Source organism: Rhizobium sp. BK212 (genome assembly GCF_014197475.1).
Lineage (GTDB): Bacteria > Pseudomonadota > Alphaproteobacteria > Rhizobiales > Rhizobiaceae > Rhizobium > Rhizobium anhuiense.
Map to the genome: position 1 here is coordinate 290,653 of NZ_JACIFS010000008.1, position 25,630 is coordinate 316,282.

General features: G+C 61.1%; 34 protein-coding genes and 2 pseudogenes. 17 read left to right on the top strand and 19 right to left on the bottom strand.

Translation table 11 applies throughout. The features are described from left to right. Position 1 precedes the first annotated feature (1 nt). The 4 genes from FHT79_RS24430 to FHT79_RS24445 all read right to left on the bottom strand — a co-directional run bounded on the left by FHT79_RS24430 (position 2) and on the right by FHT79_RS24445 (position 2,300). Entirely contained in the window at positions 2-352 is a 351-nt protein-coding gene (locus FHT79_RS24430) for a hypothetical protein (RefSeq protein ID WP_183904300.1), read from the bottom strand. Further along, positions 339-977: a nitrile hydratase subunit beta gene (gene nthB, locus FHT79_RS24435; RefSeq protein ID WP_047614055.1), complete on the bottom strand. Its 639-nt coding sequence runs from the start codon at positions 975-977 to the stop codon at positions 339-341. The genes FHT79_RS24430 and nthB overlap by 14 nt, the downstream gene beginning before the upstream one ends. Further along, positions 977-1,618: a nitrile hydratase subunit alpha gene (gene nthA / locus FHT79_RS24440; RefSeq protein WP_097542788.1), complete on the bottom strand. Its 642-nt coding sequence runs from the start codon at positions 1,616-1,618 to the stop codon at positions 977-979. The genes nthB and nthA overlap by 1 nt, the downstream gene beginning before the upstream one ends. A gap of 244 nt (positions 1,619-1,862) precedes the next feature. After that, positions 1,863-2,300, bottom strand: coding sequence for a copper resistance protein (locus tag FHT79_RS24445; protein ID WP_047614059.1), 438 nt, complete (start codon positions 2,298-2,300; stop codon positions 1,863-1,865). Between the two features lie 328 nt (positions 2,301-2,628). Here FHT79_RS24445 and FHT79_RS24450 point away from each other — a divergent pair, with 328 nt between their 5' ends. Beyond that, on the top strand, positions 2,629-3,432 hold the full coding sequence (locus tag FHT79_RS24450) for a glycosyltransferase family 25 protein (RefSeq protein ID WP_097542787.1): 804 nt from the start codon (positions 2,629-2,631) through the stop codon (positions 3,430-3,432). A 52-nt stretch (positions 3,433-3,484) separates the two neighbouring features. Here FHT79_RS24450 and FHT79_RS24455 read toward each other — a convergent pair whose 3' ends face one another. Then, positions 3,485-4,885: a HAMP domain-containing sensor histidine kinase gene (locus tag FHT79_RS24455; protein WP_183904301.1), complete on the bottom strand. Its 1,401-nt coding sequence runs from the start codon at positions 4,883-4,885 to the stop codon at positions 3,485-3,487. A 58-nt stretch (positions 4,886-4,943) separates the two neighbouring features. Then, positions 4,944-5,627, bottom strand: a complete 684-nt coding sequence (locus tag FHT79_RS24460) for a winged helix-turn-helix domain-containing protein (RefSeq protein WP_097542920.1) — start codon at positions 5,625-5,627, stop codon at positions 4,944-4,946. Between the two features lie 317 nt (positions 5,628-5,944). On the opposite strand from FHT79_RS24460, the gene FHT79_RS24465 reads away from it, so the two are divergent. Together FHT79_RS24465 and FHT79_RS24470 are read left to right on the top strand one after the other, a co-directional pair. After that, the gene (locus FHT79_RS24465) at positions 5,945-6,157 is read left to right on the top strand and encodes a hypothetical protein (protein ID WP_183904302.1); all 213 of its coding nucleotides are present in this window, start codon (positions 5,945-5,947) and stop codon (positions 6,155-6,157) included. A 152-nt stretch (positions 6,158-6,309) separates the two neighbouring features. Further along, positions 6,310-6,567, top strand: a complete 258-nt coding sequence (locus FHT79_RS24470; RefSeq protein WP_183904303.1) for a GlsB/YeaQ/YmgE family stress response membrane protein — start codon at positions 6,310-6,312, stop codon at positions 6,565-6,567. 132 nt (positions 6,568-6,699) lie between these two features. On the opposite strand, the gene FHT79_RS24475 is transcribed toward FHT79_RS24470, so the two are convergent. Beyond that, positions 6,700-7,683 carry a phosphotransferase gene (locus FHT79_RS24475; RefSeq protein ID WP_183904304.1) on the bottom strand — a complete coding sequence of 328 codons (984 nt, stop codon included), beginning with the start codon at positions 7,681-7,683 and terminating at the stop codon, positions 6,700-6,702. A 175-nt stretch (positions 7,684-7,858) separates the two neighbouring features. On the opposite strand from FHT79_RS24475, the gene FHT79_RS24480 reads away from it, so the two are divergent. Next, a complete protein-coding gene (locus FHT79_RS24480; protein ID WP_244604800.1) occupies positions 7,859-8,296 on the top strand; it encodes a hypothetical protein in 438 nt (145 codons plus the stop codon). Between the two features lie 219 nt (positions 8,297-8,515). On the opposite strand, the gene FHT79_RS24485 is transcribed toward FHT79_RS24480, so the two are convergent. The 3 genes and pseudogenes from FHT79_RS24485 to FHT79_RS24490 form a co-directional block, all read right to left on the bottom strand. Next, on the bottom strand, positions 8,516-8,905 hold the full coding sequence (locus FHT79_RS24485; protein WP_097542785.1) for a response regulator: 390 nt from the start codon (positions 8,903-8,905) through the stop codon (positions 8,516-8,518). Positions 8,906-8,979: 74 nt separating this feature from the next. Beyond that, positions 8,980-9,211: pseudogene (locus tag FHT79_RS32235) on the bottom strand (histidine kinase); the annotation flags it as partial. Between the two features lie 17 nt (positions 9,212-9,228). Beyond that, positions 9,229-9,927 carry a TetR/AcrR family transcriptional regulator C-terminal domain-containing protein gene (locus FHT79_RS24490; RefSeq protein WP_183904305.1) on the bottom strand — a complete coding sequence of 233 codons (699 nt, stop codon included), beginning with the start codon at positions 9,925-9,927 and terminating at the stop codon, positions 9,229-9,231. Between the two features lie 175 nt (positions 9,928-10,102). Here FHT79_RS24490 and FHT79_RS24495 point away from each other — a divergent pair, with 175 nt between their 5' ends. Continuing rightward, positions 10,103-10,591: a RidA family protein gene (locus FHT79_RS24495; protein WP_063476547.1), complete on the top strand. Its 489-nt coding sequence runs from the start codon at positions 10,103-10,105 to the stop codon at positions 10,589-10,591. Positions 10,592-10,698: 107 nt separating this feature from the next. Here FHT79_RS24495 and FHT79_RS24500 read toward each other — a convergent pair whose 3' ends face one another. Then, the gene (locus FHT79_RS24500; protein ID WP_063476548.1) at positions 10,699-11,292 is read right to left on the bottom strand and encodes a DUF308 domain-containing protein; all 594 of its coding nucleotides are present in this window, start codon (positions 11,290-11,292) and stop codon (positions 10,699-10,701) included. Between the two features lie 69 nt (positions 11,293-11,361). Continuing rightward, positions 11,362-11,952 (bottom strand): TetR/AcrR family transcriptional regulator, encoded by a 591-nt coding sequence (locus tag FHT79_RS24505; RefSeq protein WP_047614076.1) that lies wholly within the window; start codon positions 11,950-11,952, stop codon positions 11,362-11,364. A gap of 198 nt (positions 11,953-12,150) precedes the next feature. Here FHT79_RS24505 and FHT79_RS24510 point away from each other — a divergent pair, with 198 nt between their 5' ends. From FHT79_RS24510 to FHT79_RS24520, 3 genes are all read left to right on the top strand, one after another. Then, positions 12,151-12,870 carry an SOS response-associated peptidase gene (locus FHT79_RS24510; protein ID WP_047614460.1) on the top strand — a complete coding sequence of 240 codons (720 nt, stop codon included), beginning with the start codon at positions 12,151-12,153 and terminating at the stop codon, positions 12,868-12,870. A 75-nt stretch (positions 12,871-12,945) separates the two neighbouring features. Further along, positions 12,946-13,266 (top strand): hypothetical protein, encoded by a 321-nt coding sequence (locus tag FHT79_RS24515; RefSeq protein ID WP_047614077.1) that lies wholly within the window; start codon positions 12,946-12,948, stop codon positions 13,264-13,266. Continuing rightward, positions 13,263-13,496: a hypothetical protein gene (locus FHT79_RS24520; protein ID WP_063476550.1), complete on the top strand. Its 234-nt coding sequence runs from the start codon at positions 13,263-13,265 to the stop codon at positions 13,494-13,496. The genes FHT79_RS24515 and FHT79_RS24520 overlap by 4 nt, the downstream gene beginning before the upstream one ends. Positions 13,497-13,543: 47 nt before the next feature. On the opposite strand, the gene FHT79_RS24525 is transcribed toward FHT79_RS24520, so the two are convergent. Further along, a complete protein-coding gene (locus FHT79_RS24525) occupies positions 13,544-14,371 on the bottom strand; it encodes an oxidoreductase (protein ID WP_183904306.1) in 828 nt (275 codons plus the stop codon). 80 nt (positions 14,372-14,451) lie between these two features. Here FHT79_RS24525 and FHT79_RS24530 point away from each other — a divergent pair, with 80 nt between their 5' ends. Beyond that, a complete protein-coding gene (locus tag FHT79_RS24530) occupies positions 14,452-15,390 on the top strand; it encodes an AraC family transcriptional regulator (protein ID WP_183904307.1) in 939 nt (312 codons plus the stop codon). Between the two features lie 78 nt (positions 15,391-15,468). Here FHT79_RS24530 and FHT79_RS24535 read toward each other — a convergent pair whose 3' ends face one another. Then, positions 15,469-16,071: a TetR/AcrR family transcriptional regulator gene (locus FHT79_RS24535; protein WP_183904308.1), complete on the bottom strand. Its 603-nt coding sequence runs from the start codon at positions 16,069-16,071 to the stop codon at positions 15,469-15,471. 51 nt (positions 16,072-16,122) lie between these two features. Here FHT79_RS24535 and FHT79_RS24540 point away from each other — a divergent pair, with 51 nt between their 5' ends. The 3 genes from FHT79_RS24540 (at position 16,123) to FHT79_RS24550 (ending at position 17,528) form a co-directional block, all read left to right on the top strand. Beyond that, complete coding sequence (locus tag FHT79_RS24540) at positions 16,123-16,572, top strand: VOC family protein (RefSeq protein WP_183904309.1); 450 nt, start codon at positions 16,123-16,125, stop codon at positions 16,570-16,572. A 126-nt stretch (positions 16,573-16,698) separates the two neighbouring features. Then, complete coding sequence (locus tag FHT79_RS24545) at positions 16,699-17,172, top strand: nucleoside deaminase (protein WP_097595198.1); 474 nt, start codon at positions 16,699-16,701, stop codon at positions 17,170-17,172. Between the two features lie 152 nt (positions 17,173-17,324). After that, positions 17,325-17,528, top strand: coding sequence for a cold-shock protein (locus tag FHT79_RS24550; protein WP_047614086.1), 204 nt, complete (start codon positions 17,325-17,327; stop codon positions 17,526-17,528). 17 nt (positions 17,529-17,545) lie between these two features. On the opposite strand, the gene FHT79_RS24555 is transcribed toward FHT79_RS24550, so the two are convergent. Continuing rightward, on the bottom strand, positions 17,546-17,902 hold the full coding sequence (locus FHT79_RS24555; RefSeq protein WP_047614087.1) for a helix-turn-helix domain-containing protein: 357 nt from the start codon (positions 17,900-17,902) through the stop codon (positions 17,546-17,548). A 107-nt stretch (positions 17,903-18,009) separates the two neighbouring features. Between FHT79_RS24555 and FHT79_RS24560 the strand changes: the two genes are divergently transcribed. Continuing rightward, on the top strand, positions 18,010-18,756 hold the full coding sequence (locus FHT79_RS24560) for a glucose 1-dehydrogenase (protein ID WP_047614089.1): 747 nt from the start codon (positions 18,010-18,012) through the stop codon (positions 18,754-18,756). An 86-nt stretch (positions 18,757-18,842) separates the two neighbouring features. On the opposite strand, the gene FHT79_RS24565 is transcribed toward FHT79_RS24560, so the two are convergent. Both FHT79_RS24565 and FHT79_RS24570 read right to left on the bottom strand, forming a co-directional pair. Further along, entirely contained in the window at positions 18,843-20,633 is a 1,791-nt protein-coding gene (locus tag FHT79_RS24565) for an ABC transporter ATP-binding protein (RefSeq protein ID WP_183904310.1), read from the bottom strand. A gap of 362 nt (positions 20,634-20,995) precedes the next feature. Next, entirely contained in the window at positions 20,996-21,706 is a 711-nt protein-coding gene (locus tag FHT79_RS24570; protein ID WP_183904311.1) for a YafY family protein, read from the bottom strand. Between the two features lie 89 nt (positions 21,707-21,795). Here FHT79_RS24570 and FHT79_RS24575 point away from each other — a divergent pair, with 89 nt between their 5' ends. Then, positions 21,796-22,194 carry a VOC family protein gene (locus FHT79_RS24575; protein ID WP_047614465.1) on the top strand — a complete coding sequence of 133 codons (399 nt, stop codon included), beginning with the start codon at positions 21,796-21,798 and terminating at the stop codon, positions 22,192-22,194. 241 nt (positions 22,195-22,435) lie between these two features. On the opposite strand, the gene aac(6') is transcribed toward FHT79_RS24575, so the two are convergent. Beyond that, positions 22,436-22,888: an aminoglycoside 6'-N-acetyltransferase gene (gene aac(6') / locus FHT79_RS24580; protein WP_183904312.1), complete on the bottom strand. Its 453-nt coding sequence runs from the start codon at positions 22,886-22,888 to the stop codon at positions 22,436-22,438. A 295-nt stretch (positions 22,889-23,183) separates the two neighbouring features. Here aac(6') and FHT79_RS24585 point away from each other — a divergent pair, with 295 nt between their 5' ends. From FHT79_RS24585 to FHT79_RS24595, 3 genes are all read left to right on the top strand, one after another. Continuing rightward, positions 23,184-23,564 (top strand): hypothetical protein, encoded by a 381-nt coding sequence (locus tag FHT79_RS24585; RefSeq protein WP_047614095.1) that lies wholly within the window; start codon positions 23,184-23,186, stop codon positions 23,562-23,564. Positions 23,565-23,845: 281 nt separating this feature from the next. Continuing rightward, positions 23,846-24,223, top strand: coding sequence for a hypothetical protein (locus FHT79_RS24590; protein ID WP_183904313.1), 378 nt, complete (start codon positions 23,846-23,848; stop codon positions 24,221-24,223). Positions 24,224-24,652: 429 nt separating this feature from the next. Beyond that, positions 24,653-25,183, top strand: coding sequence for a dihydrofolate reductase family protein (locus FHT79_RS24595; protein WP_063476557.1), 531 nt, complete (start codon positions 24,653-24,655; stop codon positions 25,181-25,183). 33 nt (positions 25,184-25,216) lie between these two features. Here the strand turns inward: FHT79_RS24595 and FHT79_RS24600 are convergent. After that, positions 25,217-25,531, bottom strand: a pseudogene (locus FHT79_RS24600) (pyridoxamine 5'-phosphate oxidase); the annotation flags it as partial. Positions 25,532-25,630 lie beyond the last annotated feature (99 nt).

Below are 25,630 nucleotides of genomic sequence, written 5' to 3' on the forward strand. Positions count from 1 at the left end.
ATTAGCCTGGGAGCGCCACCGGCCTGCCATGAGGCGTGTTGAGATAGGCTTGACGCCATGCGCTCTCGCGCCGATCCACTTCCGAATAAGACGCTATTCCGGTACGATCGAGAACAAGTTCGAGGGCCGCCTTGAACGCCCCGTAATAGGTCGCATCGTCGTCGGTCTCGCCAGCGCGTGCGCGCTTTTCGAGCTCCGCGCCCAGGGTTTGCGACCAGTCCTCCGGGTCCAGTTTTCCCGAAGCGAGCAGCAGTTCGACAATCGCGACGACTTGCGCATGCCATTGCTCCTGGAAGGCGGGATTTCGGTCGCGAGATCGAAGAGAAGCACGGGAAATCTCAGGCCGGGTCAAGGTAGCTCTCCCACATGTCGATCAGCAGCACGTCGCGGCTGTCAGCCGCTTCGGGCCAAAGCTCCTTCATATCGAAGCGAACCGCGTAGGTCTGCTCGATGGAAATTCTGCCGGTCGCGGAAAGATCCGGCAGAGGCTGCGGCCCTGTCACGCTTTCGACGATACCGCGGCGCCCTCGCACGTAGGATGGCAAACGGGTGTGCATCGAACCGCTGTCTCGCTTGGCGAGGACCTTGTCGCCGGGTTTGAAGGAATCAATGGTTTTCGCGCTCTCTGCCTGCGGCGGCATATGGCGCAACTGCATCGTCGCAGACCTTGCATGCCCGTCCACGAATTCCTGGACATCTGCAATGCCTTCATCGATCGCCGTGACCATCATTGCCAGCATCCACTTTTCGAAATAGTCGAAGCGGAGATAGAGGTCGGGCGGCAACCGTTCCAGAACGTGGCGATACCAGTCGAGCGTCCATCCGGTTTCTTCCTGGCTGAGTTTCGACATCGACATCATCGCAATCGCCCAGACACGTGCTTTCCATTCTTCAGGAAACATGCGCTGGTCATCATCGAACTGGTGTAAAACCGGCCCAAATCCCTGTCTGCCGCCGAGATCGTGGATAGTATCCATCAACTGGCCCTCGGTGCGAGATCCCTGGCCGTGCCGATCATCGAGTTGCGGGTGACGAGCGTGGCAAGCTGCTCTTCCGACCAGCCTTCTGTCCCGTCGGGCCGCTGCGGAATGACCATGTAACGACGATCGGATGTTGAATCCCATACCCTGATTTCTACGGATTCCGGCAACACGATGCCGAACTCCTGCAGGACGCCACGAGGATTGCGGACGGCACGCGCCCTGTACTCGGTCGATTTATACCAGGAAGGCGACATGCCGAGGATGCCGAGCGGATAGCAAGAGCACAGGGTGCAGACGATCAGGTTGTGAACATCCGGCGTGTTGAAGACTGCGCGCAGATTGTAGTCCGGCTCGACGCTTGGCACCACCTCTGCAAAAGCAGAGATCGCATTCCCCGCCAGCCGATCGGCGAAGGCTTGATCCGTCCAGGCATGTGCAATCACCTTGGCGCCGTTCATCGGCCCGACATTCTCTGAATAGTTGTCGAGCCACATGTCGACAGCATCGGCACCGAGAAAGCCCTTTTCGGTCAGAACCGTTTCCAGGGCCTTCAGACGCAACGCCGGTGCCGGCGGAAGGTGGCTATGCAATTCGCGATGAAGTTTGGCGGCCTTGTCAGAGTCATACGAGGTCATGGCGCTCCCCCTGGCTGACAATCATTTCCGGCGTCAAGTAGTAGCGCAAAAAGCGCGTTTTGTCATGTCTGCGGCAGGCCGCCCGCCATCAGAGGCCTGCAAATCGGACGGGCCGCGCCAAGAGGGAATCGCTATGCCGGCGAATGAGGCGGGAGCGGTTCCTTCATCGTCCGGCGCTGGCCTTTCCTGCGGTTCGCTGCTCGGCGGCGAGAGCTGTTCGCCGCCGAGCGGGCAGTCGCACGCCCTACGGCGTAACCGTCAGCCTGGCTTGCATCCCGGCTTCGTAGTGGCCCTTCATGTTGCAGAAGAGCAGGTAGGTCCCCGGCGTCAGCCTGGCGTTCAGCTTGCCGCTGGCGCCTGGTTTCAGATCGGAAACCTCGCCCAGGCTTTTCAGCTTCGATTCATCGATGCGATTCTTGGTGGCGTTGACCGGGATGGGCAGGTCCGGGGATTTCAGGCGAACGACGACCATTTCATGCTGCTCGGTCATCGCGTCGTTGTGGACTGCGAAGGTCGCGGGGCCGGCTTTCACCGTTGGCGGGTCGAGCTTCAGCGACATCGCCCCGCCGCCCTCTCCATCTTCCGTGACATTGATCACGGTGGCGGCAAAGCTTGTTCCGGCCGAACAGGCGAGAATGGCAGCTCCGGCAAGCAGGGGCAGCAATCTGGCACGTGGTTTCATCGTTGGTCTCCGTCTGTGGTGGGTGAGGGCGCTGAGCGGCGTGCTCAAGCCAAGGATCATCCGGTGCGGCACGCAGTGGGTCGCTATCGTCATCGAAGGCGCGTTGGTTGCATTCTGATCGGGGGAAGGGAAGGGCCCGCTGCGTGTCGCAAGAGAGCTGGTAGCGCGGCATTCTTACGCGTCCTTTGCCGGGACTATACCAATCCGTAAGAATGCAGGCCTGGGCACTCTGCCGGCCACTTTACGAAAATGTATAGCTGGGGCGAGGTCCCCGTGAGGATTGGAGCGCAGCTTGGCGCCGTCATTGCCAAGTCGAGGTAGCTCTCTCATGAATATGCGCGCCGCACCTGCCGCCCTTATGCCGGCCATTCATCCGGTCAGCCTGCGGGTCAACACCTACCTGATCAATCTCGACCGTGCGCCATTGCGCAGATTTCGAATGGAGCGCCTGCTGGCAAGCGTCGGCCTTGCCTTCGAGCGCGTGGCCGCGGTCGATGGCGCGGGCCTAAGCCTGCCGCATCCGGGCTTCGACGAAGCGGCCTATCTCAGCCGGCACGGCCGCCGGCCGAACCCTTTCGAGATCGGCTGCTATCTCAGCCATGTCGAATGCGCCAGGCGCTTCCTCGCCAGCAATGCCGAGTTCGCGCTCATTCTGGAAGACGATCTCGATTTCGATGACGATCTGGCCGAGCTGCTCGATGCCGCCCTCGAGCACCAGGCGCGCTGGGACATCCTGCGTCTGTCCACCGTCAGCTCCGGGAAAAAGCACAAGGTGGAGCCGCTGACCGCGTCGCGCTCGCTTGCCATCGCACTGACCCGCGAGAAGGGGTCCGGCGCCTATCTGATCAATCGCAACGCGGCCGGGTGGATTGCTGGCGCGCTTCTGCCCATGTGCCTGCCCTATGATCTCGCCTTCGATCTGGAGTTCGATGAGGGGCTGAGCGCCTGCTTCGTTGAGCCGGCGCCGGTGAGCCAAAGGGCGGATCCCTGTTCCCAGATACAGGCAGGGCTTTCGGCATACCGGCTTGGCCGCCGCCGGCCATGGAGCGTCCTGCCCTATCGCACGGCCGCTGAGGTGCGCCGGTTTGCGCGCCGCTTGCGCCGTCTCGCGGCTTGGAGGGTGAGCGGCTAGAACCGCTCCCCCGGGGATGAGCGGCTAGAACCGCTACCCCGGGGATGAGCGGTTAGAACCGCTCCCCCGGCATCAGCGGGAAGCTGACCGAAACGATGAGGCCGGGATGATTGTCCGCCATGGTGATATCAGCCGAATGCAGCTCGGCGATGGCCTTGACGAGGCTGAGTCCGAGGCCGCTTCCCGGTGTCGTGCGGCTCTTGTCTAGCCGGTAGAGACGCCGGAAGACCTTGTCCCTTTCGCCGGCGGGAATGCCGGGGCCGCTGTCGGCGACCGAGAGGACGGCGTGGCCGCCCTGGCGGCGGAGCGAAACCGTGATGTCGGTTCCTGCCGGGCAGTGGTTGATCGCGTTTTCCACCAGGTTGGCGATCATCTGCATCAACAGATCGCGGTCGCCCCGAATGAGCGCGGGACAGCGCTCCGCGATCGTCAAGGACTGGCGCGCATCTTCCGCGACATCGACATAGACTTCGGAAATCACGGCCAGCACGGCATCGATGTCGGTCGCCTGGAAACGCTCCTTGCGGGCGCCGGCCTCGATCTGGGAAATGCGCAGCAGCGCCTCGAAGGTGGCGTTGATCCGGTCGCTCTCGTGTCTCGCTTCGTCCAGCAGAGCCGAAACATCCGCCTGCCGGTCATTTCCAGCCACCGCGGCATCCAGCGTCAGGCGCAGCCTGTTGAGCGGCGTCTTCAGGTCGTGGGCGATATCGGCGCTCACCTGCCGCATGCTCTCGACCAGTCTCTGCAGCCGCTCCAGCGCCGCGTTGATCTGGAGCGCCACCATATCGAGATCGTCGCCGTTGCCGCTGATGGCAATGCGGGCGTCGAGCGCGCCGTGGGAGACGTCGTTCATCGTGAGGGCGACCCTGTCCAGCCGCGCCTGGGCGCGGACGGCAAGAAAGACGCCGCCGCCGATCGCGGTCGCCACGACGATCGCGGCCGCCCATTCGAAGCTCACCAGCACGATCCGCAGCATCTCGTCGACATCGTTGAAGTTTTCCGCCACCACCAGGCTGTAGGGGCCGATGGTCGACACCTGCATCCGATAGCGTTCATGCCCCTTCAGCCCGACATCCCTGGAGGTGACGGTATAGACGCCGTTCGGGATGCGGGGTGCGGCGAAATTGCCGGCAAGTTTGCGCCCGCCTGCATCGGTCAGCGAATAGAGCCCGTCGGAGGTCGATTGGAAGCTCGCATAATTGTTCAGCGTGTTGACCAGGTCTTCGGTGTCATTGGGCTCGTAGGTCGAGACGATCAGCGAATTCATCTCGCCGAGCGACTGTTCGAGATCGCGCGCAAGGCCGAGGCGCAGCATGTGATAGATGATCGCGCCGCTCAAGATGAAGGCGACGACGAAGAGCACGCCGAAGGTGACAGCAAGCCGGAACGGCGTGCTCCTGCGCAGGCTGGAGCATGATGCCGAAAAGTGTGCGCGGTTTTCGGACGACATCATGCTCTTGCTCTTTAGATTGCGAACAGGATTTGAGATTTTCACGCCGATGGGCCTGAAATCATCCTGTTCGAGGCGCATGCAGGCTGTATCCGGTGTTGCGGACGGTGTGCAGAAGCTGGGCCTCGAATGGCTTGTCGACCTTGGCTCTCAGCCGGCTGATATGGGTTTCGACGACGCTGGTCTTCGGATCGAAGTGGAAATCCCAGACCCGTTCCAGCAGCATCGTCTTGGTGATGACCCGGCCTTCGCCGCGCATCAGCACCTCGAGCAGGGTGAATTCGCGCGGCTGCAGCTCGATCATCTGCCCGGCGCGGCGGGCCTCCCGGCGGATCAGATCGAGCTCGAGATCGGCAACCTTCAGCACCGTCCTCTGCTCCTGCACCGGCGGGCGGCGGCCAAGTGCATTGACGCGCGCCAGAAGCTCGGAGAAGGCGAAGGGTTTGACCAGATAATCGTCGCCGCCCGCCTCCAGCCCCTCGACCCGATCGTCGACGCCGCCGATCGACGTCAGGAACAGCGCCGGTGTGCCGACCTTGGCAGCCCTAAGTGAACGCACGATCGCCAACCCGTCGAGGCCCGGAAGCATGCGATCGACGACGATAACGTCATAGGCCTCGCGCTGCGCCTGAAACAGCCCGTCGCGGCCGTCGTCGAACACGTCACAGACATGCCCTGCCTCGGAGAAGCCCTTGGCGATATAATCGGACGTCTTCGTATCGTCCTCGATAAGCAGGATTCGCATCAGCCCGATCCCCGGCATGCCTGGATGGCGAGATTTAGCCGAGAGCACGGCTTGGCCACAACTTACCGATTGGTAAGGTGATGGGGGAGGAGCGGCTACAGGCGCACCGGGCGCCAATGGTTTCCCGCCTTTCTCTGGACGACGGCGACAAGCCGCGCCACGGGCCGAAGCGTCCGCAAGAAAGCGGGATGAATGACGATCGTCGACGCCGCCGATCGATGTCAGGAACAGCGGCGATGTGCAACGAAACGCCAGGCGGAAGCCGCCGCCCGGCTATCAACGGCGGTGGGAACTGTCGGACAGAGGAGGAGAAGGTCATGAGCAAAAATAACTGGAAAGTCGGGCTTCGCGCCAAGCTGGCGCATCTCGTCGACGACTGCGTTGAGGCCGGGGCCAGGCAGCAGGACGTCTTCGATGCGATCATCAAGGAGATCGGCAATCTGCGCGCAGCCCTTGAGCGCGACCTCGATCCCGTGGACGACGAGGTGATAGAGGAACCTTCCAACGATTGGCCCGCGGCCGACAAATGACGGATCAGATCGCGAGGCGCACATGACCGCTGGGGGCGGGGGCTTATGGAACCAACTGGCGCCGCCGAAGGTTATAGTCTTGTCGCTTGGCAATCGGTTTAGCTCGACCTGCGAGACGCGATAGCCGGCGTATTTCACAATGGGGAATTGCTATGGAAAATGCAGGTATCGGCTGGATCGCCGCAATCATCATCGGCGGCATTGCCGGCTGGCTCGCCGAATTGCTGATGAAGAGCAACATGGGCGTGCTCATGAACATCATTCTCGGTATTGTCGGCGCCATCGTCGCCAACTTTATCCTGTCGCTCTTCGGCGTCGTCCTGGGCGGCTGGCTGGGTTATCTGATCGCGGGCTTCATCGGAGCCTGCATCCTGATCGCTGTTGCCAGAATGGTCAGACGTACGGCCTGATGAAGCCGAGGCGGCCCGCCCGGCCGCCTTCATCACGCTCTCGGGTCGCGCTCACGCGCGGCTTGAGGCGCGGCAGTTCCGTGTCATAGCGCGCGCCGCGAATTGCGTCGTAGCGACCAGCCGTGACTGAATTCAGAAGAGACGATCGACAAATTGCTCGGTCTCCCACGTCCTGAGGAAATGCGCTTCCCGCGCAATCCAGCCGACAGTCTCGCTTCCCCATTCCTGCGCCCGGCTTGCATATTCGCCCATCAGCCAGATGTGGCGGACGATCACAAAGCGAAGGGCGGCTTCGAAGTCATCCGGAGTGATCGGCCGGACGGCTCGATAGCCTTCGAGGAATACGTCCCACATGGCGGTCGATTTCCGGCCAAAGGATACTTGCGCCCACAGGAAGACCGACAGGTCGTAAGCGAGGTATCCCCGACCGCCGTCGTCAAAGTCGAAAAATATGGCTTCACCGGCATCGTTGATACGCGCATTGAAGCCGTGGCAATCCCCATGGCAATGAGTCCAGGTCAGATCGGCGAAGGCTTCGATTGCCTTTGCGGTTCGCGCGGCGATGTTCTCAAGATCGCTGCGGACCTCGGCGTCTTCCACGATGCCGCTATCGCGTATTCGGGCGAGTGGGCGATGCAGCAAGTGTTCGAGGTCAAGCCGATAGAGCGCTTCATCCGGCGAAAATGTCTCGGCGGCATTGTGCATCAGGGCAAGCGTCCTGCCGTTGGCCGAGGCATCGCCGGCATCCATTGCAGACGGTTTGCGGCCGTCGATCGCCCGGAAGAGCACGCCTTGGCGGGCACCCTCTGGCGCGTATCCCTGAACGAACATTGCGCCCTCGCGTGTCGGAATGGACGCTGCGACCGGAACGCCCGATTGCAAAAGGTGCGCCAGAAATGCCGTTTCGGTCTTGACGTCGGCTGGACCGCGCGCGCGGCGGTGGGAAAGCCGGAAGACATAATGCTCGCCGTTGCCGCCGACGACGAGATACACATCGTTCAAGCCGCGTTGAAGCAATCGGCAGGAAATCGGCCCGGCAAGCGGATAGTGCTTGCTGATGAACTGTTCGACAGCCTCGACCTGAGGCGTCGAATAGAGCGGATCAAAGTCGAACATAGGCGCTGTCCGTAGGGCTTTGCGAGAGGGCTGTTTCCGACGTCGCCGGGGGCAGTCTTTCTCGGTGGCGAGGAGACCATGGAGCGGGCGCGGTGTAAGCCCGTACCATTGCAATAAGCTGCTGATTGAATAAGGTGAATGGCGATATTAATAAAACTATGAGATGAAAAACGAAATGCTGGGTGTGCGATTTTTCAAAGAAAATCTTATTTCGATTTCTGTGCTTTCCATAATTTTAGGTCTGTCTGGATGCGTTACCATCAAGAACGGTATCGCTATGTCTGAGGATCATAGCCGAGCTCTGAGTGGGGAGCGGACAAAAATGGGCCAGTCCTACAATTTGAATGCAAACTGCACCGTTGCGACGATTGCCAAGATAAAATTGGTGCAAGCCCCGGCGCATGGCTCGGTTGATTTCGTCAAAGAGAATATTTTTCCCAATTATAGAGACGGCATTCGCGATAAATGCAACTCCAGGAAGTCTCTCGGCGTGTCGGAATACTATACTTCAAAGAGCGGATATTTTGGACGTGACATGTATAAGGTGAGAGTGTCCTACGGGGAGGGAACCATCAAGGACGTTACCGTCAACATCAATGTCATCAAGAACTAGGGTGAAGCGTCCCATCCGTAAACTCGTTGCGATTTTGCTGGCCGTGTGGCTGTTGCCGGGAGTCCTCGCCGGCAAATCTGCTGTCGTCACCGGCCGAGGCACCAGTCCGGGCCTCTTTGTGGAAAGTCTGAGCCCGCAGGCCGAGCAAGCTCAACCGCCGCAGCGCTGCTCCTTGCATTCAGCCGGCATCCGAACGCTGGCTTGCGGGGGAGGAAACACTTAATTTATCCACTCATCATTCCCGATCGACAGCAGATGGGCCATTGCGTCGGTAATCACGTGGTTGTCGTAGGGTTTGGAGAAAAACCGGCTGCCGGTGGGGAGACTGCTCTCTTCGAGGATGGCTTCGCCGGATGCAACAATCAACCTGACGGGCGGCCACCGATCCCTGATGTAATGAGATAGCTTGATGCCATCCATCGTGCCGGGCATCTGAACATCGGTGAAGACCAGATCGACATCGTCTCGCGACTCGAGGATGCGAATTGCCTCGTCCGCATCACACGCCTCCAGCGCTTCGTATCCCGCAGAGAGCACCAGATCGACGGCACCCATCCGAATGATCATGCTGTCTTCGACGACCAGGACGACGGCTTTGCCATTTTTCATCGCTCACTCGGTCAAATTGGAGTGTGAACCTCGCGGGGCTCCGCTAGTGTAGCGCTTGGGAAGCCAATCGGTTCCTACGCGGCCGCAGAAATGTCGGTTTGCAAACCGGCGCTTTCCCGGTGGCTGATTGTGACGGCCGTGCCGGGGACGGTCCCGAGGCCGGCCTTTGGGGTCTGGCAAAGCTGAGCGAAGCCGGCACGAAGTTCGACTTTACCGCCGCAGGGCGTCGAGAGTTGCCGTTGCAGGCCCGCAATCGACATGACCCGGTGATGGGTGCCTGCGCGCTTCCTCCGACTGGATCCGGCGGTGATGATGACGAATGCTCATTGTCTCGGAGCCAGGCCGTCGAGCAGGAAATCGAGGCCTTTGCGGAAGGCGCCGTCCCAATCATTGTCGAGCAGCAGGCGGGAACGTTCGATTGTCGGATAGTGTTGGCTGAGATCCGTCAGGCGCTGCTGCGCGGCGGCCCTGTCGTCGTCCGAGAGCTCGAAGTTCGCCCGGGTGATGGTGGCGCCGATCACATAGTTCCAGAGCGACCATATCGCGACGTTCAAATCCGCGTCGGCGACACCGGCTTTGGACAGGGTCTTGCCCAGCAGTTCCAGGCGGCTGAGGATGTTCGGGCCGAGCGCCCGGCGCGGCAACAGCGATGCCGACCAGGGATGGCGCAGCATGCCGGCGCGCCAGTCTTCGAGCATATGGATGATTTCCCCGCGCCAGTCCTGGGGCGCGACGATCTCAGGCGACCGGCGATATTCGAGCACCGCGTCGAGCGCCAGATCGAAGACCGCCTCCTTGTTGCCGACGTGCCAATAGAGGCTCATCGCGCCCGCGCCGAGGCGATCGGCGAGCCGGCGCATCTTCAAGCCGTCGAGGCCTTCTTTGTCCAGCAGTTCCACCGCGCTCGCCACGATCCGTTCCAGCGAGAGGGGCGCTTCGCCGCGCGGCTCCGGCCCCTGCCGGGGTGAGGCGACCGTCCGTCGAGACTGTTTGCTCTCAGCGCCGCTGCGTTTGGCTGCCATCCGTTTTCCCTAGTGATCAGAACGCCGATCTAAACCGACAATGCCAGGAATGTCGATCCTGACCGATTGACTCGTACAGCGTACGATGACATTGAATCGTACATTGTACGAGTCATTCAATCCTGCTGGCCGCGAGGGTCGTTCCTCGCAATCCCCAGATCCCGAAAGAAAAATCATGTCACGCGCAATCAATCATCTGCTTATCGGAGGGTTCATCATCATGACCATGGCAATTCCCACAGCGACGACAGCCAATGCGAAGGATCTCAAGCTTGAGATCGTCAATCCGAAAAACCTCTACGACCCGACGCCGAATGGCTACAGCACGGCGGTGATCGTGCCCCGCGACGCCAGGCTCGCCTATATCTCCGGGCAGGGCGGCCAGGACGGGACGGGAGCCTTATCGCCCGACTTCGCCGTCCAGGTGAAGCAGGCTTACGCAAATCTGCGCACCGCTCTCGAGGGGCTCGGCGCCAGGCCGGATCAGGTCGCCAAGCTCACGGTTTTCGTGGTCGATCACGACATGTCCAAGCTTGAGGTGTTGACCAGGAACGTCAAGGACATGTTCGGCGAAACCCTGCCGGCGCAGACGCTGATCCCCGTTCCCAAGCTGGCGATCGACCCCATGCTCTTCGAGGTCGAAGCCGTCGTCATTCTGGAATAGCGGCGGGGCGCAGGTGTGAACGACACGGACGTTCACCCCGCGCTCCGTCTATCCCGGTCCTGTTCCGAGGATCGACTCTCGCCGCCATCGGCCGCGGGCATGACGGCTCAGGCCCGCTTCCGCCGCATCTGCGTGACGCTCCGCCACACGGCCGAAACCAGGAAGTAGAAGGCGCCGAGGCCGGCATATCCGGCGATATTGGCAATGGACGGCGGTTCCGGCATGCGTGCCTGGGCGATGAAGAAGGCGCCCGCCACCGCGGATTGACCGCCGCTGAGGACCATGGCCCACTGGCCGCCATCGGTCTTCCAGCGCCGGATGGCGGTTGTAAGCTGCAGCAGCCCGGAAAAGATGGCCCACAGGCCAAAGACGCCGAGAACCCAGTTCATGCTCATTGTCAGCGCGACGATCACGGCAGCTGTCGTCACCGCGCTGACGATGACGTTGACCGCCTGGCTGCGGTTGTTTGCCAGGCCGCCATTGCGGGCGGCGTCGACCAGGTTGGCGGCGGCATCCCAGGCCGGATAGAGGATCAGCAAACCCGCCGCGAGGGCAGGCGACTGGCGCCCGACCGTCAAAGCCGCCGCCACCCAGATTGCGGAAAAGGCTGCGCGCGAGACATAGTAGCGCGTCAGCCACTGTTCCCGATCGCCAGATGCGATGGTGGTTTGATCATTGGCGGGGAGAATAGCTCTGGTCATTTTGTCGTCCTACTAGTTGGTAGTTTCACTGGTCATAGGAGTCGCTCCGGGCTTATGTCGCCGGAGATCTTATCGAGTGGCGGTCGGAGACAGGCGCTGCAAGGTGGGCGCCAGAATGGTGGCGAAGATCTCCGGAGCCCCATAAGCCCGGGCTGACAGCATGGCGCCATGGACGGAGGCCATGAAGGCCTCAGCCTCGACGCGCGGTTCGCTCGACAGTCTCAAGCTCCCGTCCTTCAAGCCTCGTTCCATCACCGAGGTCAGCCATGTCGAAGCAAAGCGGAAAAACGCCTTGACCTCGGCCGCGACCTCCGGCGGCAAGGCCGGCAGTTCGCTCGCCAGCAGGGCGCAGACGCAAAAAGGCCTGCTGGCGTCCTCGATGCACTGGGCCCAGTGGCCGGCATACGCCTGGAGAAGCGCCAGCGGATCCCGCACCTGCTGCTCGAGGCCGGCGATACCCGCTTCGGCATCTTCGCGATATCGCACGACAAGCGTGCGCACCAGGTCGGTTTTGCTCGGAAAATGGTGATGGATGCTGGCCTTGCGAATCCCGACGACGGCAGCGATATCGGCATAGCTGAAGCCGTTATAGCCTCCGGTCATGATCAGTGCGCGGGCGGAAGCCAGGATCTCGTCGGACGTCGTCAAAAGGTTGCTCATGGCTTTGATCTACCTTCCAGTAGGAAGGCTGTCAAGCCAAATGCGGAATTTCTGCCATCCCCCTTGGTCGGAGCTTGACGGACTTCGCCTTGATACGGGCGAAAAGCGTTGGCGGCGTCGGTTGTAGCGACCGGTCTTGACTCGCCTCCAACACCCAGAACATAATCAGAACATCTAATATGCGGAATGGAGTTCTGGATGTGCGGCCGCGTCTACATCAAGACATCGCTTGAGGAACTGGTGCGCAATTTCGCCTTCGCAGAGCGCGGCGCGATCGATGCGCTCGGGAACCGATTTCCGCGCTATAACGGCGCGCCGACGCTGGATTACCCGATCATCATTCGCGACATGGTCCGCGAGCCGGATGTCATGGGGCCGGTGTTCGCCTCGGCGCGCTGGGGGCTGATGCCGGCATGGATGAAGCCGGGTGGCCGGCCGCCGCCGATCAATGCGCGCTGCGAGGGCATTGCCACCAACGGCCTGTTCCGCTCGGCTTACAGATCGCGGCGATGTCTGGTGCCGATCAACGGTTTCTTCGAATGGAAGGATATCTTCGGCACGGGCAAGAACAAGCAGCCCTATGCGATCGCCATGGCCGACGGCTCGCCCTTCGCGCTCGCCGGCATCTGGGAGATATGGAAAGATCCTGCCGGCATCGAGATCCGGAACTTTGCGATCGTGACCTGTGAGCCGAATGCGATGATGGCGCAGATCCATGACCGCATGCCGGTCGTCCTGCACCGCGAGGATTACGAGCGCTGGCTATCGCCGGAGCCTGATCCGAACGACCTGATGAAACCGTTCCCGGCGGAGCTGATGACCATGTGGCCGATCGGCCGCAATGTGGGTTCGCCCAAGAATGACACGGCTGACATCATCGATCCGATCGACCCCGATCCGGAACCGACGCTGATCTGAATTCACCTGCTCGGGCGGGAGCCATCCATCAACGATGCGGTCAAAGAGATACCTCGCGAGAGGACAGGACGACGCATGCCAGAACAAATCACATGGAAATCGTGGGAACATGTCAGTGGCCGAGAAATCAAGTACAAATGGCGGCACGCCTGGAAGGAGAAAGCCGGCGACGATTACGTCGCTTTTGACGGCGATACCCAGATCGGAAGGATATTCCGGTCACAGGCAGGCGGAGGGATCGATAATCGCTGGTTCTGGATCGTGGCGGCTGACGGCAGCCATCGATTGGATTGGCCATCGGCCGGATACGAGGACAGCGCCTATGTCGCCTCGAGGCGGCTGGAAATGATCTATGAGAGCATCAAGAGCGGGAAATCAAGGATGGTGCAGCCATGAGCATTGAAGGCCATTCGAGCGCGCCCGGCGCCAATGAGATCGTCGAGCATTATTGCGAGCACCGGCTTGCCGACGGCACACGCTGCAAGGAATGGGGAGGCTGGGGCCACAGCCCATCCCCGGCCGTGCCGACGCGCTGGTGGTGTTGGGAACATTTCCCGCACAAGACATTCGAACAGGAACAGGCGCTCAGGCGGAAGCTGGAGGCGGCCGGGAAAATCATCCACTGAAGCTGGCTGATGATCCCGCGTTGAAGCGGAAAGCAAAGCCTCTGCCGTCAGCCGTCGGTCGAGACGGTGAGGGATTTCCACGCCTCGATCTCCTGCTGCAGGCGAGCGATCCTGTCCGACACGTGGCTGAGGGCGTCGCTGCCGAGCAGAAGCTGCGGCGGCGGATTATCGGATTCGACCAGCTCCAGCACCGCCGCCGCCAGTTTGGCGGGGTCGCCGAGTTGCTTGCCGCTGACGGCCTGTCGCGCCTGGCGTATCGGATCGAAAAGGGCGTCATAGTCGGCGATGGACCGCGCTGTGCGCACCATCGATCGTCCGGCCCAATCCGTCCGGAAGGAGCCAGGGCAAAGGGTCGTCACATGGACACCGAACGGAGCCATTTCCGCACGCATCACCTCCGATAAGCCTTGAAGCGCAAATTTGCTGCCGCAATAATAGGCGATGCCGGGCATGGTGATCATGCCGCCCATCGAGGTGACGTTGACGATGAACCCGCGGCGTCGCACGCGAAACCGTGGCAGAAATGCCTTGGCAACGGCGACGGCGCCGAACACGTTCACGTCGAACTGCCGCCGCATCTCTTCGATCGGCGACTCCTCGAGCACGCCCTCATGGCCGTAGCCGGCATTGTTGATCAGCACGTCGACGGGCCCATGCTCCTCCTCCGCCTGCCGTACGACATCATCGATACGGTCGAACGCGGTGACGTCGCAGAGGACCGGTCGCAGGCCAGGCAGGGTTTTGGCGAGCGCTGTGCGCGAGGCTTGCGAGCGCATGGTGCCGATCACCGTGTGGCCGGCCTGGACTGCCGCAGACGCGATGGCCAGCCCGAAGCCGGAATTCGATCCGGTGATGAAAAAGGTCTTTCGTGACATCGGCAAACATTCCTTGATTGAGAGTGGGATTTGACAAATAGTATGAAGAACCCGGTGCTTCGATTGCGGATTCTCTAATTATGTTGCCAAATCCTATGTCAGGCGATCGCGACCGATCGAAGCGGCGAGAGATCGTCGCGTTGGCCGGAGGCCTCGCGCCGCGTCACGGATACAATCAGACCGCGCTCAATTCCGTCCGCATCTTACGCACCGAAGCCGTGCTCCACGACATCCCGGTCCTCTATAAGCCCGGCGCGGTTTTCGTCTTGCAGGGCAGCAAGCAGGGCATGCTCGAAGGCGAAGTCTTCCTCTATGACGAGGAGCATTATCTGGCGGTGTCGCTGCCTGTCCCGTTTCGGATGACGTCGACGGCCAGTCCCGAGCGGCCATTGCTGGCGGTCTATGTCGAGTTCGATATGCAGATGGCCGCCGAGATCGCGCTGCAGGTGGAACAGCATGCCGAACTGCCGGGCGACGAGCCGAGAAGCCTGGTGTCGAGCAGGATGGATGGCGATATCGAGGATGTCCTGCTGCGCCTGCTGACGGCGCTACGCAGCAGCGTTGAGATTGCCGTGCTTGGCGCCGGCCTTCTGCGCGAACTGCACTACCGGGTCCTGGTCGGTCCGCAAGGCGGCGCGATGATCGCCGCCCTCCAGCAGAAAGGCAGATCCGGAAAGATCATCCGGAGCCTGGCCTGGTTGCGGGAAAACTATGGCCTGGAGATTGCCGTCGCCGATCTGGCAAGAGAGGTGGGCATGAGCGTTCCCTCCTACCATGTCCACTTCAAGGATCTGACCGGCAACAGCCCAATGCAATATGTCAAAGCGATGCGGCTTCACGAAGCAAGATTGATGATCGCGCGCCGGACGAGAACGATCGCCGAGGTCGCGGCTTCGGTCGGCTACGCCAGCCCGGCGCAGTTCAGCCGCGACTTCAAACGGCATTTCGGGCGCACCGCCTCGGAAGAGATCAAGTGGGTCCAGCGCCACCTCGGCGAGCCGGATGACGATCGCGGCTAGCTCGTTTGACCGGCCGCCTGCGCAGCGGCGGTCAGCGGGCCGGCGGGATGCCGGCGCCGCCGATGGCGACCTGAGGATTCATGCGCCCGACGGAGCAACGGCCCGCAACGCGGTCTTGACGATCGCATCGCCGAACTCCGGCGAGACCGGGCGATGGCCGACCAGCAGCCGGAAGAAGACCGGTCCGTAGATCATGTCGAGCAGCGCCTCCATATCAGGCGGCGCCACGATCTCTCCCCGAGCCAGAGCCTGCTCCAGGATGACGCGACCGGCGTTGCGGCTCGACAGGATCACCCGATTGCGGAAGGCCTTGGTGAATTCGCTTTCCGGGTCGGCGGCCGCAAGCGCCATGGTGATCTGCCGCCCGCGCGTGCTCGCAAAGGCCGTCACCAGTCCGCTCATCTGCGCGCCGAGAGCCGCCTGCGCCGTGGCCCCGCCAACCTCCGTTTCCGGGAGCCGGTTGACCAGAAGAGCGGCCATCGCCAGTTCCTGCGCGTTGGCCCAGGAGCGATAGATCGTCGGCTTGCCGACACCGGACCGCGCCGCCACCGCTTCGATCGTCATGCGGCCGAAACCTTCGGCCATCAGGATTTCATGGGCGGCCTCCAGGGCGCGCCTCTGCGCGGCTGCGCTTGGCGGCCGCCCTCTTTTCCTAGGTGTTGCACTACGGTCTTGACTCATATCATTACGATACGTAACGTTATTAAAGAAACCAGTCAAGGAGGATCATCCATGCCGAGTTTTGCCCGAAAAGTGAGCGCCTACTTCATCGTCAACGATGCGGCACGGGCCATCGACTTCTACAAGGAGGCTTTCGGCGCCACGGAAGTCTTCCGCATGACCGATCCCTCGGATGGGCGGATCGGCCATGCCGAGCTGCGTTTCGGAGAGACGCTGATGATGTTGGCGGACGAATATCCGGACTTCGGCGCCCTGTCTCCCGATACCGTCGGAGGCTCGCCGGTAACCTTCCACATGGACACGGCGTCGACCGACGCCGCACTGGCGCAGGCGCTGTCGGCCGGGGCGACGATGTTGCGCCCGGCGAACGACCAGAGTTTTGGCGAGCGGGTGGCGCAGGTGCTTGATCCCTTCGGTCATCGCTGGATGTTGTCGCAAACCATCGAGCAGGTCACGCCCGAGGAGATGCAACGCCGCTGGAACGAGGACATGTCGGCATAAGCGCCGCAGCGACGAGATGAGAGTTGGCGGTTGTGGCTAGAGATCGCCGACTTGAATCGGATTTGCAGCCCTTGGAAATCCCACCGATTCAAGACAAACTCATCTCGCTCTAGCGGGGGGACCCTGATGGAAAACCACGAGCCGTATTTACGCGAGGCGATCGCGCTCTCGAAATCCGCGATGGAACGCGGCAACGAACCATTTGGCTCGGTGCTGGTGAAGGACGGCGAAGTCATCCTGCGCGCCGAAAACAGCGTTTTCACCGGCCACGATATGACGAACCATGCCGAGATGAACCTGGTTAAACTGGCCGCACAGCACTACGACACGGCGTTTCTCGGGGACTGCACGCTCTACACCAGCACGGAGCCCTGCGCGATGTGCTCCGGGGCGATTTACTGGTCGGGCATCGGGCGCATGGTGTTTGCCTGCTCGGAAACGCGGCTTGGCGAGATCGCCGGGATCGGCTTGAACGTGCCGAGCCGGGCGGTGCTGCAAACCGGCGCGCGCACCGTCACCGTGGTTGGCCCGACGAACCTCGAAGACGAAGCCGCCGACGTCCATCAGCAATTCTGGCCCAAGCATCTGGGCAAGGCTTAGAGCGCCTGCGTCCTTTGACGCTCTCTCTCGATCACAATCATGGGCACAATTGAAGCCCAGATAGCAGTGATCTGCATGCTCGCCATTGATAGTCGAGCGCTGGCGCTGTAGCGTCCGCTTCGCAATCCGGACGAACGAAACAGGAGGCTCTTATGCCAACGGGTACGGTTAAATTCTTCAACGACGACAAGGGCTTCGGCTTCATCACGCCTGAGGGCGGCGGACAGGATGTGTTTGTTCACGTCTCTGCCCTGCAACGCGGCGGTTCGCTCCGCGAAGGCGATAAGGTCAGCTTCGAGGTCGGACAGGACCGCAAGACCGGCAAGTCCAAGGCTGAGAACGTCTCGGTCCTCTGACCGGGCGGCAATGCCGACTATTGAGGGGGCGTTCGCCCCTTCAACTGCCCGGGAAACTGGCCGTAAGCGGTCAGAATGGCCTTGATCAGGCCCGGGAAGCGTTCGTCGAGCTCCGCGCAGCGGGTTTGATTGAGCATCTCCACACCCTGGCGCTCGCTGACGATCAGCCCCGACTCCCGCAATACCTTGAAATGATTCGACAGCGACGACTTCGGGATGACGCGCTCCCCGAACTCCGCGAGGGCAGAACACGTCCTGCCGCAGGCAGCACCGGCAAGCTGCGCGAAAATTGCGGCGCGCTCCGGATCGGCAAGCGCATAGAGAATCGCTTCGGGCCGGATGTCCTCTAATGCTGGGTGAAAGAGCGGTCGCATAAATTTTATATAGCCGCACTTGACATCAAGATCAATAGTTCCGAATTTCTGAACTACGGAACAAGGCCGCCACTCCCGACGGCCGTCCGAGTCAAAAGGAATTCGATATGGCTAAGCTCACGGGAAAGGTTGCCGTGGTCACCGGCGCCTCCAAAGGGATCGGCGCTGCGATTGCCAAGGCTTTTGCGGCAGAGGGTGCACAGGTGGTGGTGAATTACGCTTCGAGCAAGGCCGGAGCGGACGCCGTGGTTGAGGCGATCCACGCGGCCGGCGGCAAGGCCATCGCGGTCCAGGGCGATGTTTCGAAAGCCGAACAGGCACAGGGACTGGTCGATGCTGCGGTCAAGCAGTTCGGCAAGCTCGACGTGCTGGTCAACAACTCCGGCGTCTATGAATTCGCGCCGATCGAAGAGGTGACCGAGGAGCAGTATCGGCGCATCTTCGACGTGAATGTTCTCGGCGTTCTGCTGACCTCCCAGGCAGCGGCCAAGCATCTCGGCGAGGGCGGCAGCATCATCAACATCTCGTCGGTGGTCACCAGCCTGGCGCCGCCGGCCTCTTCGGTCTACACGGGCACGAAGGGCGCCGTGGAGGGCATCAACAGCGTGCTTGCCAAGGAACTCGGACCGCGCAAGATCCGGGTCAACGCCATCCTGCCCGGGATCGTGGAGACCGAAGGTACGCACACCGCCGGCGTCATCGGCTCGGATTTCGAGCAGACCTTGGTGGCCCAGACGCCGCTCGGCCGCACCGGCCAGCCGGACGATATCGCCGGCGTCGCGGTCTTCCTCGCTTCCGACGATGCCCGCTGGCTGACCGGCGAGCGCTTGGCCGCCAGCGGCGGTTTTCGCTGATCGTCCAATGCCCGCGTGCGCAGTGATGGCGCACGCCGACATCAATGCAGAAAGGAAACGCCAGAGCATCGCCCTGGCGTTTCGGTTCAGGCCACCAGGCCCTTGGTCAGTTCCAGCGCCTGCCGCTCGAACAGCCGGCGATAGATGCCGTCCTTGAGCCGGATCAGCGCCTGATGGTCGCCTTCTTCGACAATCTTGCCCTTGTCGAAGACCAGCAGCCGGTCCAGCGCCCTGACCGTCGACAGCCGATGGGCGATGACAAGCGTGGTGCGGCCGTGCATCAGCCGTTCCATCGCCTGCTGGATCTGCACTTCGCTCTCGCTGTCGAGGCTCGAGGTCGCCTCGTCCAGGATCAGCACCGGTGCATCGGCCAGGAAGGCCCGGGCAATGGCGACACGCTGCCGCTCGCCGCCAGACAGTTTGACGCCGCGTTCCCCCACCATCGTCTCATAGCCCTTGGGCAGATCCATGATGAAGTCGTGGGCGCTCGCCTGTTTCGCCGCCTGCTCGATCTCGCGCCGCGAGGCGTTCGGCCTGGAATAGGCGATGTTTTCCGCCAGCGTGCGGTGGAACAGGATGGGCTCCTGCTGCACGATGGCGATCTGGCCGCGCAGGCTGGATTGCCTGACCCCTGCTATATCCTGCCCGTCGATGCGGATCGCACCCGACTTCACGTCGAAGAGGCGCTGGATGAGCTTGACGAAGGTCGTCTTGCCCGAGCCCGAATGCCCCACCAGACCCACGCGCTCACCCGGCTTGATGGTGACCGAAAAGTCCTCATAAAGCGGAGTGGGATGCGCGCCATACTGGAAGGTGACGCGATCGAAGACGATCTCGCCCTCGCCAATCCTGATCGGCGTGGCGTTCGGCCTGTCCTCGATGCCGAGCGGCATCTTGTCGAGCAGCACCAGCTCTTCCATATCGTTGACGGCACGCTGCAGGTTGCGGATGTCCTGGCCGACATTGCGCAGATAGCCTTGCAGAACGAAGAACATCGCCAGCACGAAGGTGATGTCGCCTGGTGTCGCCAGCCCCTTTTGCCACATCACCAGGCCCGTTCCCAAAATGCCGGCCTGCATGGAAACCATCATGAAGCCCTGGATCGTGCCGCTCAATGTGCCGCGCTTCCATGTCCGCCGCGTGCGGCTGTCCCATCTGGCGAGCACATGGCTCAGCCGCCGCTCTTCGCGGCTCTCGGCGCCGAAGGCCTTGACCACCGCATTGCAGCTGATGGCATCGGCCAGCGCACCGCCGAGCTTGGTGTCCCAGGCATTGGCAAGCCTTGCCGCCGGCGACACGAAACCCATGGAAAGCGCCACGGTCACGCCGATATAGACGAGGGACCCGAAAGCGACGATCAGGCCCATCACCGGCCAATAGCTGCCGAGCACGATGCTGGCGCCGACCAGCATGACGATGGACGGCAGCAGGGCGACCAGCAGCAGGTCGTTGAGCGCGTCGAGCGCCCACATGCCGCGGGTGATCTTGCGCACCGTCGAACCGGCAAAGCTGTTGGCGTGCCAGTCGGTGGAGAACCGCTGCACCTTGTGGAAGCCGTCATTGACCACATCCGCCATGGTGCGCAGCGTCAGCCGGATGATGCCGTTGAAGATGAACCAGCGCAGCGCCACGCTGGTCAGGCCGAGCGCCACGACGATGACGAAGGCGCTGAGCGCACCATCCGCCGCATTGCCGCCGGCAATGGCATCGACGATCCGGCCGGAGAAAACCGGCACCATGACTTCGGCCAGCGTGCTTGCAATCACCAGCACGATGATCGCGCCGACCAGGACAGGCCGATGGCGCCAATGATGAAAAACAAAGCCGAGCACATGGCGATAAGCATCGGCGCGGAAATCGAGCTTCTTGCGAGTCATTTTAATCGCTCGGCCCCGTTTCGGCGGCCGGTCCTCAAAATAGAGAGTTGGATGGCACAGCCCAAACGGGAGACAAACTGATCCCGTCAGATCAAATTGGGCTGTGAGGGAAGTGAAACCGCATGGCGCGCGCTTAAGGCGGGCCGCGAATGGAAATGACCTACTGTCGGGACATTCCGCACGGGAAGACTTCGATGATTGCTAGTGTCATGCAACGCCTCCCTTGTGTTCGATCTGAAACGGTGACCATTTTGTAGCGAATGAGATTGCCGTTGCCAAGCGGGTTTTTACAACCTTACGGAAAGTGATGCGCAAACGACACAATTGGGGGACTGGGAAAAGGTCATAGATACGCGCAACGATCACTGCGCCCCACGGGATTTCCGCATTTCGGCATCGCGCCACTGCTGCCATTGCTGCCTCAGCTTGCTCCGGGACATGCCGATGGATTCATCGAGAAGCTCGACTTTGAGAATCCGTTCGGTGCGGAAATGGCGGAAGGCTTGTTTCAATTGGCACCACGCGATCAACAGGCTGTGCGCGTCGTCATAGCCGAGAAGCACGGGCCAGACGATGCGGCGGGTGATCGTTCCATCCGCCGCGCGATAGTCGAGTTCGAGCTTGCGGCCCTCCCTGATCGCCAACCTCAGCGGACGCGTATCGCGTGTCGCATCGCCGCCGACGACATCATCCGGTTTGATGCCGACGGCGGGTTGGGCAATATAGGGAAGAAGATCCTGCGGCATGACCGATGTGATCTTCGCCATCACATCGCCGGCGGCATTCCGCATGGCCGCGTCATTCAACCTTGCCACCATTTGAACGCCGAGCACGACGGCCTCGATCTCATCGGGCGTCAGCATCAGCGGCGGCATGTCATATCTGCGATCGAGGACGTAGCCGAACCCCGCTTCGCCCTCGATCGGAACACGCTGGGCCATCAGGTGTGCGATATCGCGGTAGACGGTTCGCCGCGCGACCTCGAGTTCCCCCGCAAGCTCGGACGAGGTCACCGGGCGGCTCGACCGTCGAAGAATCTGGATGATCTGAAAAAGCCGATCCGCTTTTCGCATGCCTGATGACTCCTGCTGCCACAACGCTGTCAGCACGGCTATGGCACAAAAGCAAGGAAAGAGACGGCCGCACAGCCAAGGAGAAGATCATGAAGTTCGCATCCACCCGCCTCATTGCCGCGGATATCACAGGCATGGTGGCTTTTTATGAGCTGGTGACGGGCTGCCGCGCCGACTGGCTTGCACCCGTCTTCGCCGAGATCGTCACTCCCGGCGCGAGCCTCGCAATCGGCAGCGCGCAAACCGTGGCCTTGTTCAGCGAGGGCAGTGCGGAGCCCGGCGCCAACAGGACGGCCATTCTCGAGTTCATGGTCTCGGACGTCGATGCGGAATTCGCGCGGCTCAAGGACCAGGTCACGGTCGTGCATGCACCCAAGGATTTGCCATGGGGCAACCGGACGATGCAGATTTCCGATCCCGAAGGCACACGCGTCGCCCTCTATACACCCGTCACCGACGCCGCGAGACGCCGTTTCGCCGGCCGTTGATCGGCCGACGCTGATGGGGCCGGAGCTTTTGTTTGACCAACGTTCCGCGCGCAGACGACCGCAACCAGCGCGACGCGTCGGCTGCTTCCGGCCCGAAGCGGTCATGGGCCGTCGCAAAAATCCGCCGCGAAACTCCAACTTTTAGAGTTTTGCGGCGAGCATCCTTGAACGCGGGAAAGACCGGAGTATCGCATAAGTCAGGATTTGTGCGGCGAACCATCTCGCGGAAGGGCAACTCGGCCTATAGTGGCTTTCGGAAGAACACGACGCGCTGGGTCTCCTCAAATCCTAAAGCGGTATGGAGCGCATGGCTGGCGGAATTCTCTATGGGCGCGTCAGAGCCAAACTCAACACACCCAAGCGACTTACCCCAATCGGCAACGGCATCGCAAAGCAGCCGTGCGATACCCTTTCGCCTGTCAACGGGCCTGATATAAATCCCTTCGAGGAATAGAACGGGCGAGCTGCTGCATCCATTCACATAATCATGTCGCAAAGTGGCCTCAGCAAACCCGACAGCTTCATTCGCAGCATTTCGAGCGATGAACGCGACGGCGTCTCCACTTTCTGAAAGAAACGCCAGGCCCAACTCAGCGCGATGATATTCGAGCGAGTGATGCGGCCACAGCGCAACGCGAAGTTCCGCCCACGGCTCAACATCTTTTATGGTCCCAATCGCGATAATCGATTCCATAGTGAGGTTCTCTTTTGTCGCGAAATTCCCGATTAAAGCGACAGTTGTTTTCCTGACTTTTGCAACGTCGCAGAATAGACGGTTTTGAAATGCCGGCAATGTCCGCAATTGGCGCATTCCGGCCGGGACGAAGCTCTCGCAAGAGCACAGCCACGCAGTCATTGATGATCGCGGGGCCTATCGGCCCCGAAGCGGTCATCAGCCGCAACCGAAAGTTAAGGTTCAACCGACAAGTTCGGGCACGGGGCGCTGAGTATGTGATATCGATCGCATCCGGTGTCCGTCGAGAGTCGACATGAAATTTCGGTTGATTGCAGTATTTCTGATTATCTTGCCAACCGTTTCGACCGCGCAAGAACACAAGCGTCGTTTTCCCAAATATCAATTCTTCTATTGTACGGCCGTCCATATGAAGCTGGCCGAAACCTACGGGAAAACAGGTGATACGGTCGCCGAAGCCCTTCACACCCTAGAGGCGGACTTTCTGTACCAAAAAGGAAAGAATGACCTTGTTGAGATTGGAAAGTCTCCGGAGGACGCCGATAGGCGAGTCCAAAAACATCGGGATGGCATTGATAATGAATTGCAGAGTACGCCAAACAGGATTCGGATTATGCTGCGCCTCTGTAACTCATTCTTTCCAGAGCGAGCGAACCGGCCCAGAAATCGGGCGTAGAAATCTCTGCGTGAGAGACCCTGGTGGCGGGCCGTCCCTAAAGCATCGAAAGGTCAGGCGGAGCATGATCACATCGATGATAACACCACTATGGTGGCATCGATTATGATGGTTGGTGTCTATGGGCATCGAACGGGAGGGCCAGTTGGTCGATACCATTCGCCTCAGGGCGCGTTGTAAACCGTGATTCACTTACGGCTTCGACGGCAGGGCGGCTGACCGGCCTGCAAACAGACCGTTATCGTTATTGGAATTTTCGAATTCTGTACCGAGGTTCATGAATGCAACTTCTCTCTTTGCTAATCCTTTTCCGTGACGGCTTTGACGATTTGACTGCGCTACAAGCCGCGCTTGCCCAGTACCGTGAACCCCTTAGGCAGGTCGCTCCGGACCACTTGAAATTCGGTGCACCGGTTGAACTGGACGTTCAATTGGCCAGCGAGAGCGACGTGCTGATTGAATCCCAAGAGATTGCGGAATTTTTCCCTCATAAGGACAGCAGCGAAATTGCACTCTGCAATCAGCGTATCGAACTGTCATGGGAGATGAAAGCCGATCCTGGCTTGATCACAAATCTCATCGGTTTTGTGCAGCCTGAGGTACGTCGCCTGGTCGGCAAGTGTTGGTCTTTCGACCCCGCCGGGGGCGCGTGGTTTTAACTGCCCCGCAAAATTGACGACGGCTCGAAGCAGTCACGGGCATAGTCCGACTGACTCAGAAAGGTTTTAGGCTCTCGCTGTTACGATCCATATCGAGGCGATCGGTGTTGCGCTAGCCGGGTGGCCAAGGCCCGCGAGTGCTTCGCGCAATTTGGGTTCAGCCGCCAACTTGATCGCGGGGTTCTCACGAGCAATTTCCAAGCGGGCCAATGCTCAGCAACACGCGCGTCATTGCGTCAACGTCGCCGCTCCTTCGTCGTAAGGCACAACTGCAAACCCGCCGTGATGCTTCGGCCGCTCCCGACCCTTCGCGCACCCGCCCTGAGAGCGAGGCGACCGTTCGTGCGGATCGCAAACCAATTGCAATTTGAAATCAGTCGAGCTATTTTACCGCATGCGCGGATGTGCCCTTTAAGGAAAGGAAGTGGCATGGCTAAGCTCGTGTTCGGAATGAACCAGTCGCTGGACGGCTACGTCGATCATACGGAATTTGGGCCAAGCCCGACGCTCTTTCGCCACTTCATCGAGGGGACCGAACGGCTGGCGGGCAGTGTCTACGGCCGCCGGATGTATGAGATCATGCGTTACTGGGACGACGATCAGCCTGAATGGGGTGCAGACGAACAAGCCTTCGCGCAAGCGTGGCGGAAGCAGCCCAAATGGGTGGTCTCACGCTCGCTGACGCCTGTCGGCCCCAACGCCACGCTTGTTACGGGTGATCTCGAGACCGCGATCCGCAAGTTGAAGGCCGAGCGCGACGGGGAGATCGAAGTTGCCGGCCCGAACCTGGCGCGAAGCCTGACCGAACTCGGCTTGATCGATGAGTATCAGATCTACCTGCACCCCGTCGTGCTTGGTCACGGCACGCCCTATTTCGCCGCACCGCGGCCGCCGCTTCGCCTTGTGGCCCATGATCGGATCGACGAGAATGTGATCCGCTTGACCTACGTCCCTGCCTGATCGCCCGGCTTGCCGGATGGAAATCCGATCGGGTCAGGGGTGGACCCAGCGCGAGGAGGTGAGGGCGCCGAGATTGTCATAGGCAAAGACCGCGCGCCGGTTGTCGGCATGGCGCAGCTGGAACCAGTCGAGCGTCTCGGCCCGGAATATCAGCACGCCGAAGAAGGCCCGTCCGTCGGCGTCTGCGACCGTACCCTCGCTCGCAGGCCACTCCTCGATGTCGTCGCCCGGCGGCCCGCCCATATAGGTGCTGCGTGTCGATGGCGGCAGCAGGCTCCAGGCCTCGGCCGCGCGTTGGCTTGCCGGTCCATAGAGTTCGGCCGATCCCTGAAGGCGAAGCTGCACTTTTAACGTAAGCCCACGGTGAGGGCCGTCTTGCGAGGTTGATGCGAACATCGGAAGTCCTAGTGCAAACACTAGGAGTAGTCCTATGACCAAGCATCCGAT

Bases quoted from the DNA above. Each gene is read 5' to 3' on its own strand.
- nthB (WP_047614055.1), bottom strand. From the start codon at position 977: ATGGATACTATCCACGATCTCGGCGGCAGACAGGGATTTGGGCCGGTT.
- nthA (WP_097542788.1), bottom strand. From the start codon at position 1,618: ATGACCTCGTATGACTCTGACAAGGCCGCCAAACTTCATCGCGAATTG.
- FHT79_RS24445 (WP_047614059.1), bottom strand. From the start codon at position 2,300: ATGAAACCACGTGCCAGATTGCTGCCCCTGCTTGCCGGAGCTGCCATT.
- FHT79_RS24450 (WP_097542787.1), top strand. From the start codon at position 2,629: ATGAATATGCGCGCCGCACCTGCCGCCCTTATGCCGGCCATTCATCCG.
- FHT79_RS24455 (WP_183904301.1), bottom strand. From the start codon at position 4,885: ATGATGTCGTCCGAAAACCGCGCACACTTTTCGGCATCATGCTCCAGC.
- FHT79_RS24460 (WP_097542920.1), bottom strand. From the start codon at position 5,627: ATGCGAATCCTGCTTATCGAGGACGATACGAAGACGTCCGATTATATC.
- FHT79_RS24465 (WP_183904302.1), top strand. From the start codon at position 5,945: ATGAGCAAAAATAACTGGAAAGTCGGGCTTCGCGCCAAGCTGGCGCAT.
- FHT79_RS24470 (WP_183904303.1), top strand. From the start codon at position 6,310: ATGGAAAATGCAGGTATCGGCTGGATCGCCGCAATCATCATCGGCGGC.
- FHT79_RS24475 (WP_183904304.1), bottom strand. From the start codon at position 7,683: ATGTTCGACTTTGATCCGCTCTATTCGACGCCTCAGGTCGAGGCTGTC.
- FHT79_RS24480 (WP_244604800.1), top strand. From the start codon at position 7,859: ATGCTGGGTGTGCGATTTTTCAAAGAAAATCTTATTTCGATTTCTGTG.
- FHT79_RS24485 (WP_097542785.1), bottom strand. From the start codon at position 8,905: ATGAAAAATGGCAAAGCCGTCGTCCTGGTCGTCGAAGACAGCATGATC.
- FHT79_RS24490 (WP_183904305.1), bottom strand. From the start codon at position 9,927: ATGGCAGCCAAACGCAGCGGCGCTGAGAGCAAACAGTCTCGACGGACG.
- FHT79_RS24495 (WP_063476547.1), top strand. From the start codon at position 10,103: ATGTCACGCGCAATCAATCATCTGCTTATCGGAGGGTTCATCATCATG.
- FHT79_RS24500 (WP_063476548.1), bottom strand. From the start codon at position 11,292: ATGACCAGAGCTATTCTCCCCGCCAATGATCAAACCACCATCGCATCT.
- FHT79_RS24505 (WP_047614076.1), bottom strand. From the start codon at position 11,952: ATGAGCAACCTTTTGACGACGTCCGACGAGATCCTGGCTTCCGCCCGC.
- FHT79_RS24510 (WP_047614460.1), top strand. From the start codon at position 12,151: ATGTGCGGCCGCGTCTACATCAAGACATCGCTTGAGGAACTGGTGCGC.
- FHT79_RS24515 (WP_047614077.1), top strand. From the start codon at position 12,946: ATGCCAGAACAAATCACATGGAAATCGTGGGAACATGTCAGTGGCCGA.
- FHT79_RS24520 (WP_063476550.1), top strand. From the start codon at position 13,263: ATGAGCATTGAAGGCCATTCGAGCGCGCCCGGCGCCAATGAGATCGTC.
- FHT79_RS24525 (WP_183904306.1), bottom strand. From the start codon at position 14,371: ATGTCACGAAAGACCTTTTTCATCACCGGATCGAATTCCGGCTTCGGG.
- FHT79_RS24530 (WP_183904307.1), top strand. From the start codon at position 14,452: ATGTTGCCAAATCCTATGTCAGGCGATCGCGACCGATCGAAGCGGCGA.
- FHT79_RS24535 (WP_183904308.1), bottom strand. From the start codon at position 16,071: ATGAGTCAAGACCGTAGTGCAACACCTAGGAAAAGAGGGCGGCCGCCA.
- FHT79_RS24540 (WP_183904309.1), top strand. From the start codon at position 16,123: ATGCCGAGTTTTGCCCGAAAAGTGAGCGCCTACTTCATCGTCAACGAT.
- FHT79_RS24545 (WP_097595198.1), top strand. From the start codon at position 16,699: ATGGAAAACCACGAGCCGTATTTACGCGAGGCGATCGCGCTCTCGAAA.
- FHT79_RS24550 (WP_047614086.1), top strand. From the start codon at position 17,325: ATGCCAACGGGTACGGTTAAATTCTTCAACGACGACAAGGGCTTCGGC.
- FHT79_RS24555 (WP_047614087.1), bottom strand. From the start codon at position 17,902: ATGCGACCGCTCTTTCACCCAGCATTAGAGGACATCCGGCCCGAAGCG.
- FHT79_RS24560 (WP_047614089.1), top strand. From the start codon at position 18,010: ATGGCTAAGCTCACGGGAAAGGTTGCCGTGGTCACCGGCGCCTCCAAA.
- FHT79_RS24565 (WP_183904310.1), bottom strand. From the start codon at position 20,633: ATGACTCGCAAGAAGCTCGATTTCCGCGCCGATGCTTATCGCCATGTG.
- FHT79_RS24570 (WP_183904311.1), bottom strand. From the start codon at position 21,706: ATGCGAAAAGCGGATCGGCTTTTTCAGATCATCCAGATTCTTCGACGG.
- FHT79_RS24575 (WP_047614465.1), top strand. From the start codon at position 21,796: ATGAAGTTCGCATCCACCCGCCTCATTGCCGCGGATATCACAGGCATG.
- FHT79_RS24585 (WP_047614095.1), top strand. From the start codon at position 23,184: ATGAAATTTCGGTTGATTGCAGTATTTCTGATTATCTTGCCAACCGTT.
- FHT79_RS24590 (WP_183904313.1), top strand. From the start codon at position 23,846: ATGCAACTTCTCTCTTTGCTAATCCTTTTCCGTGACGGCTTTGACGAT.
- FHT79_RS24595 (WP_063476557.1), top strand. From the start codon at position 24,653: ATGGCTAAGCTCGTGTTCGGAATGAACCAGTCGCTGGACGGCTACGTC.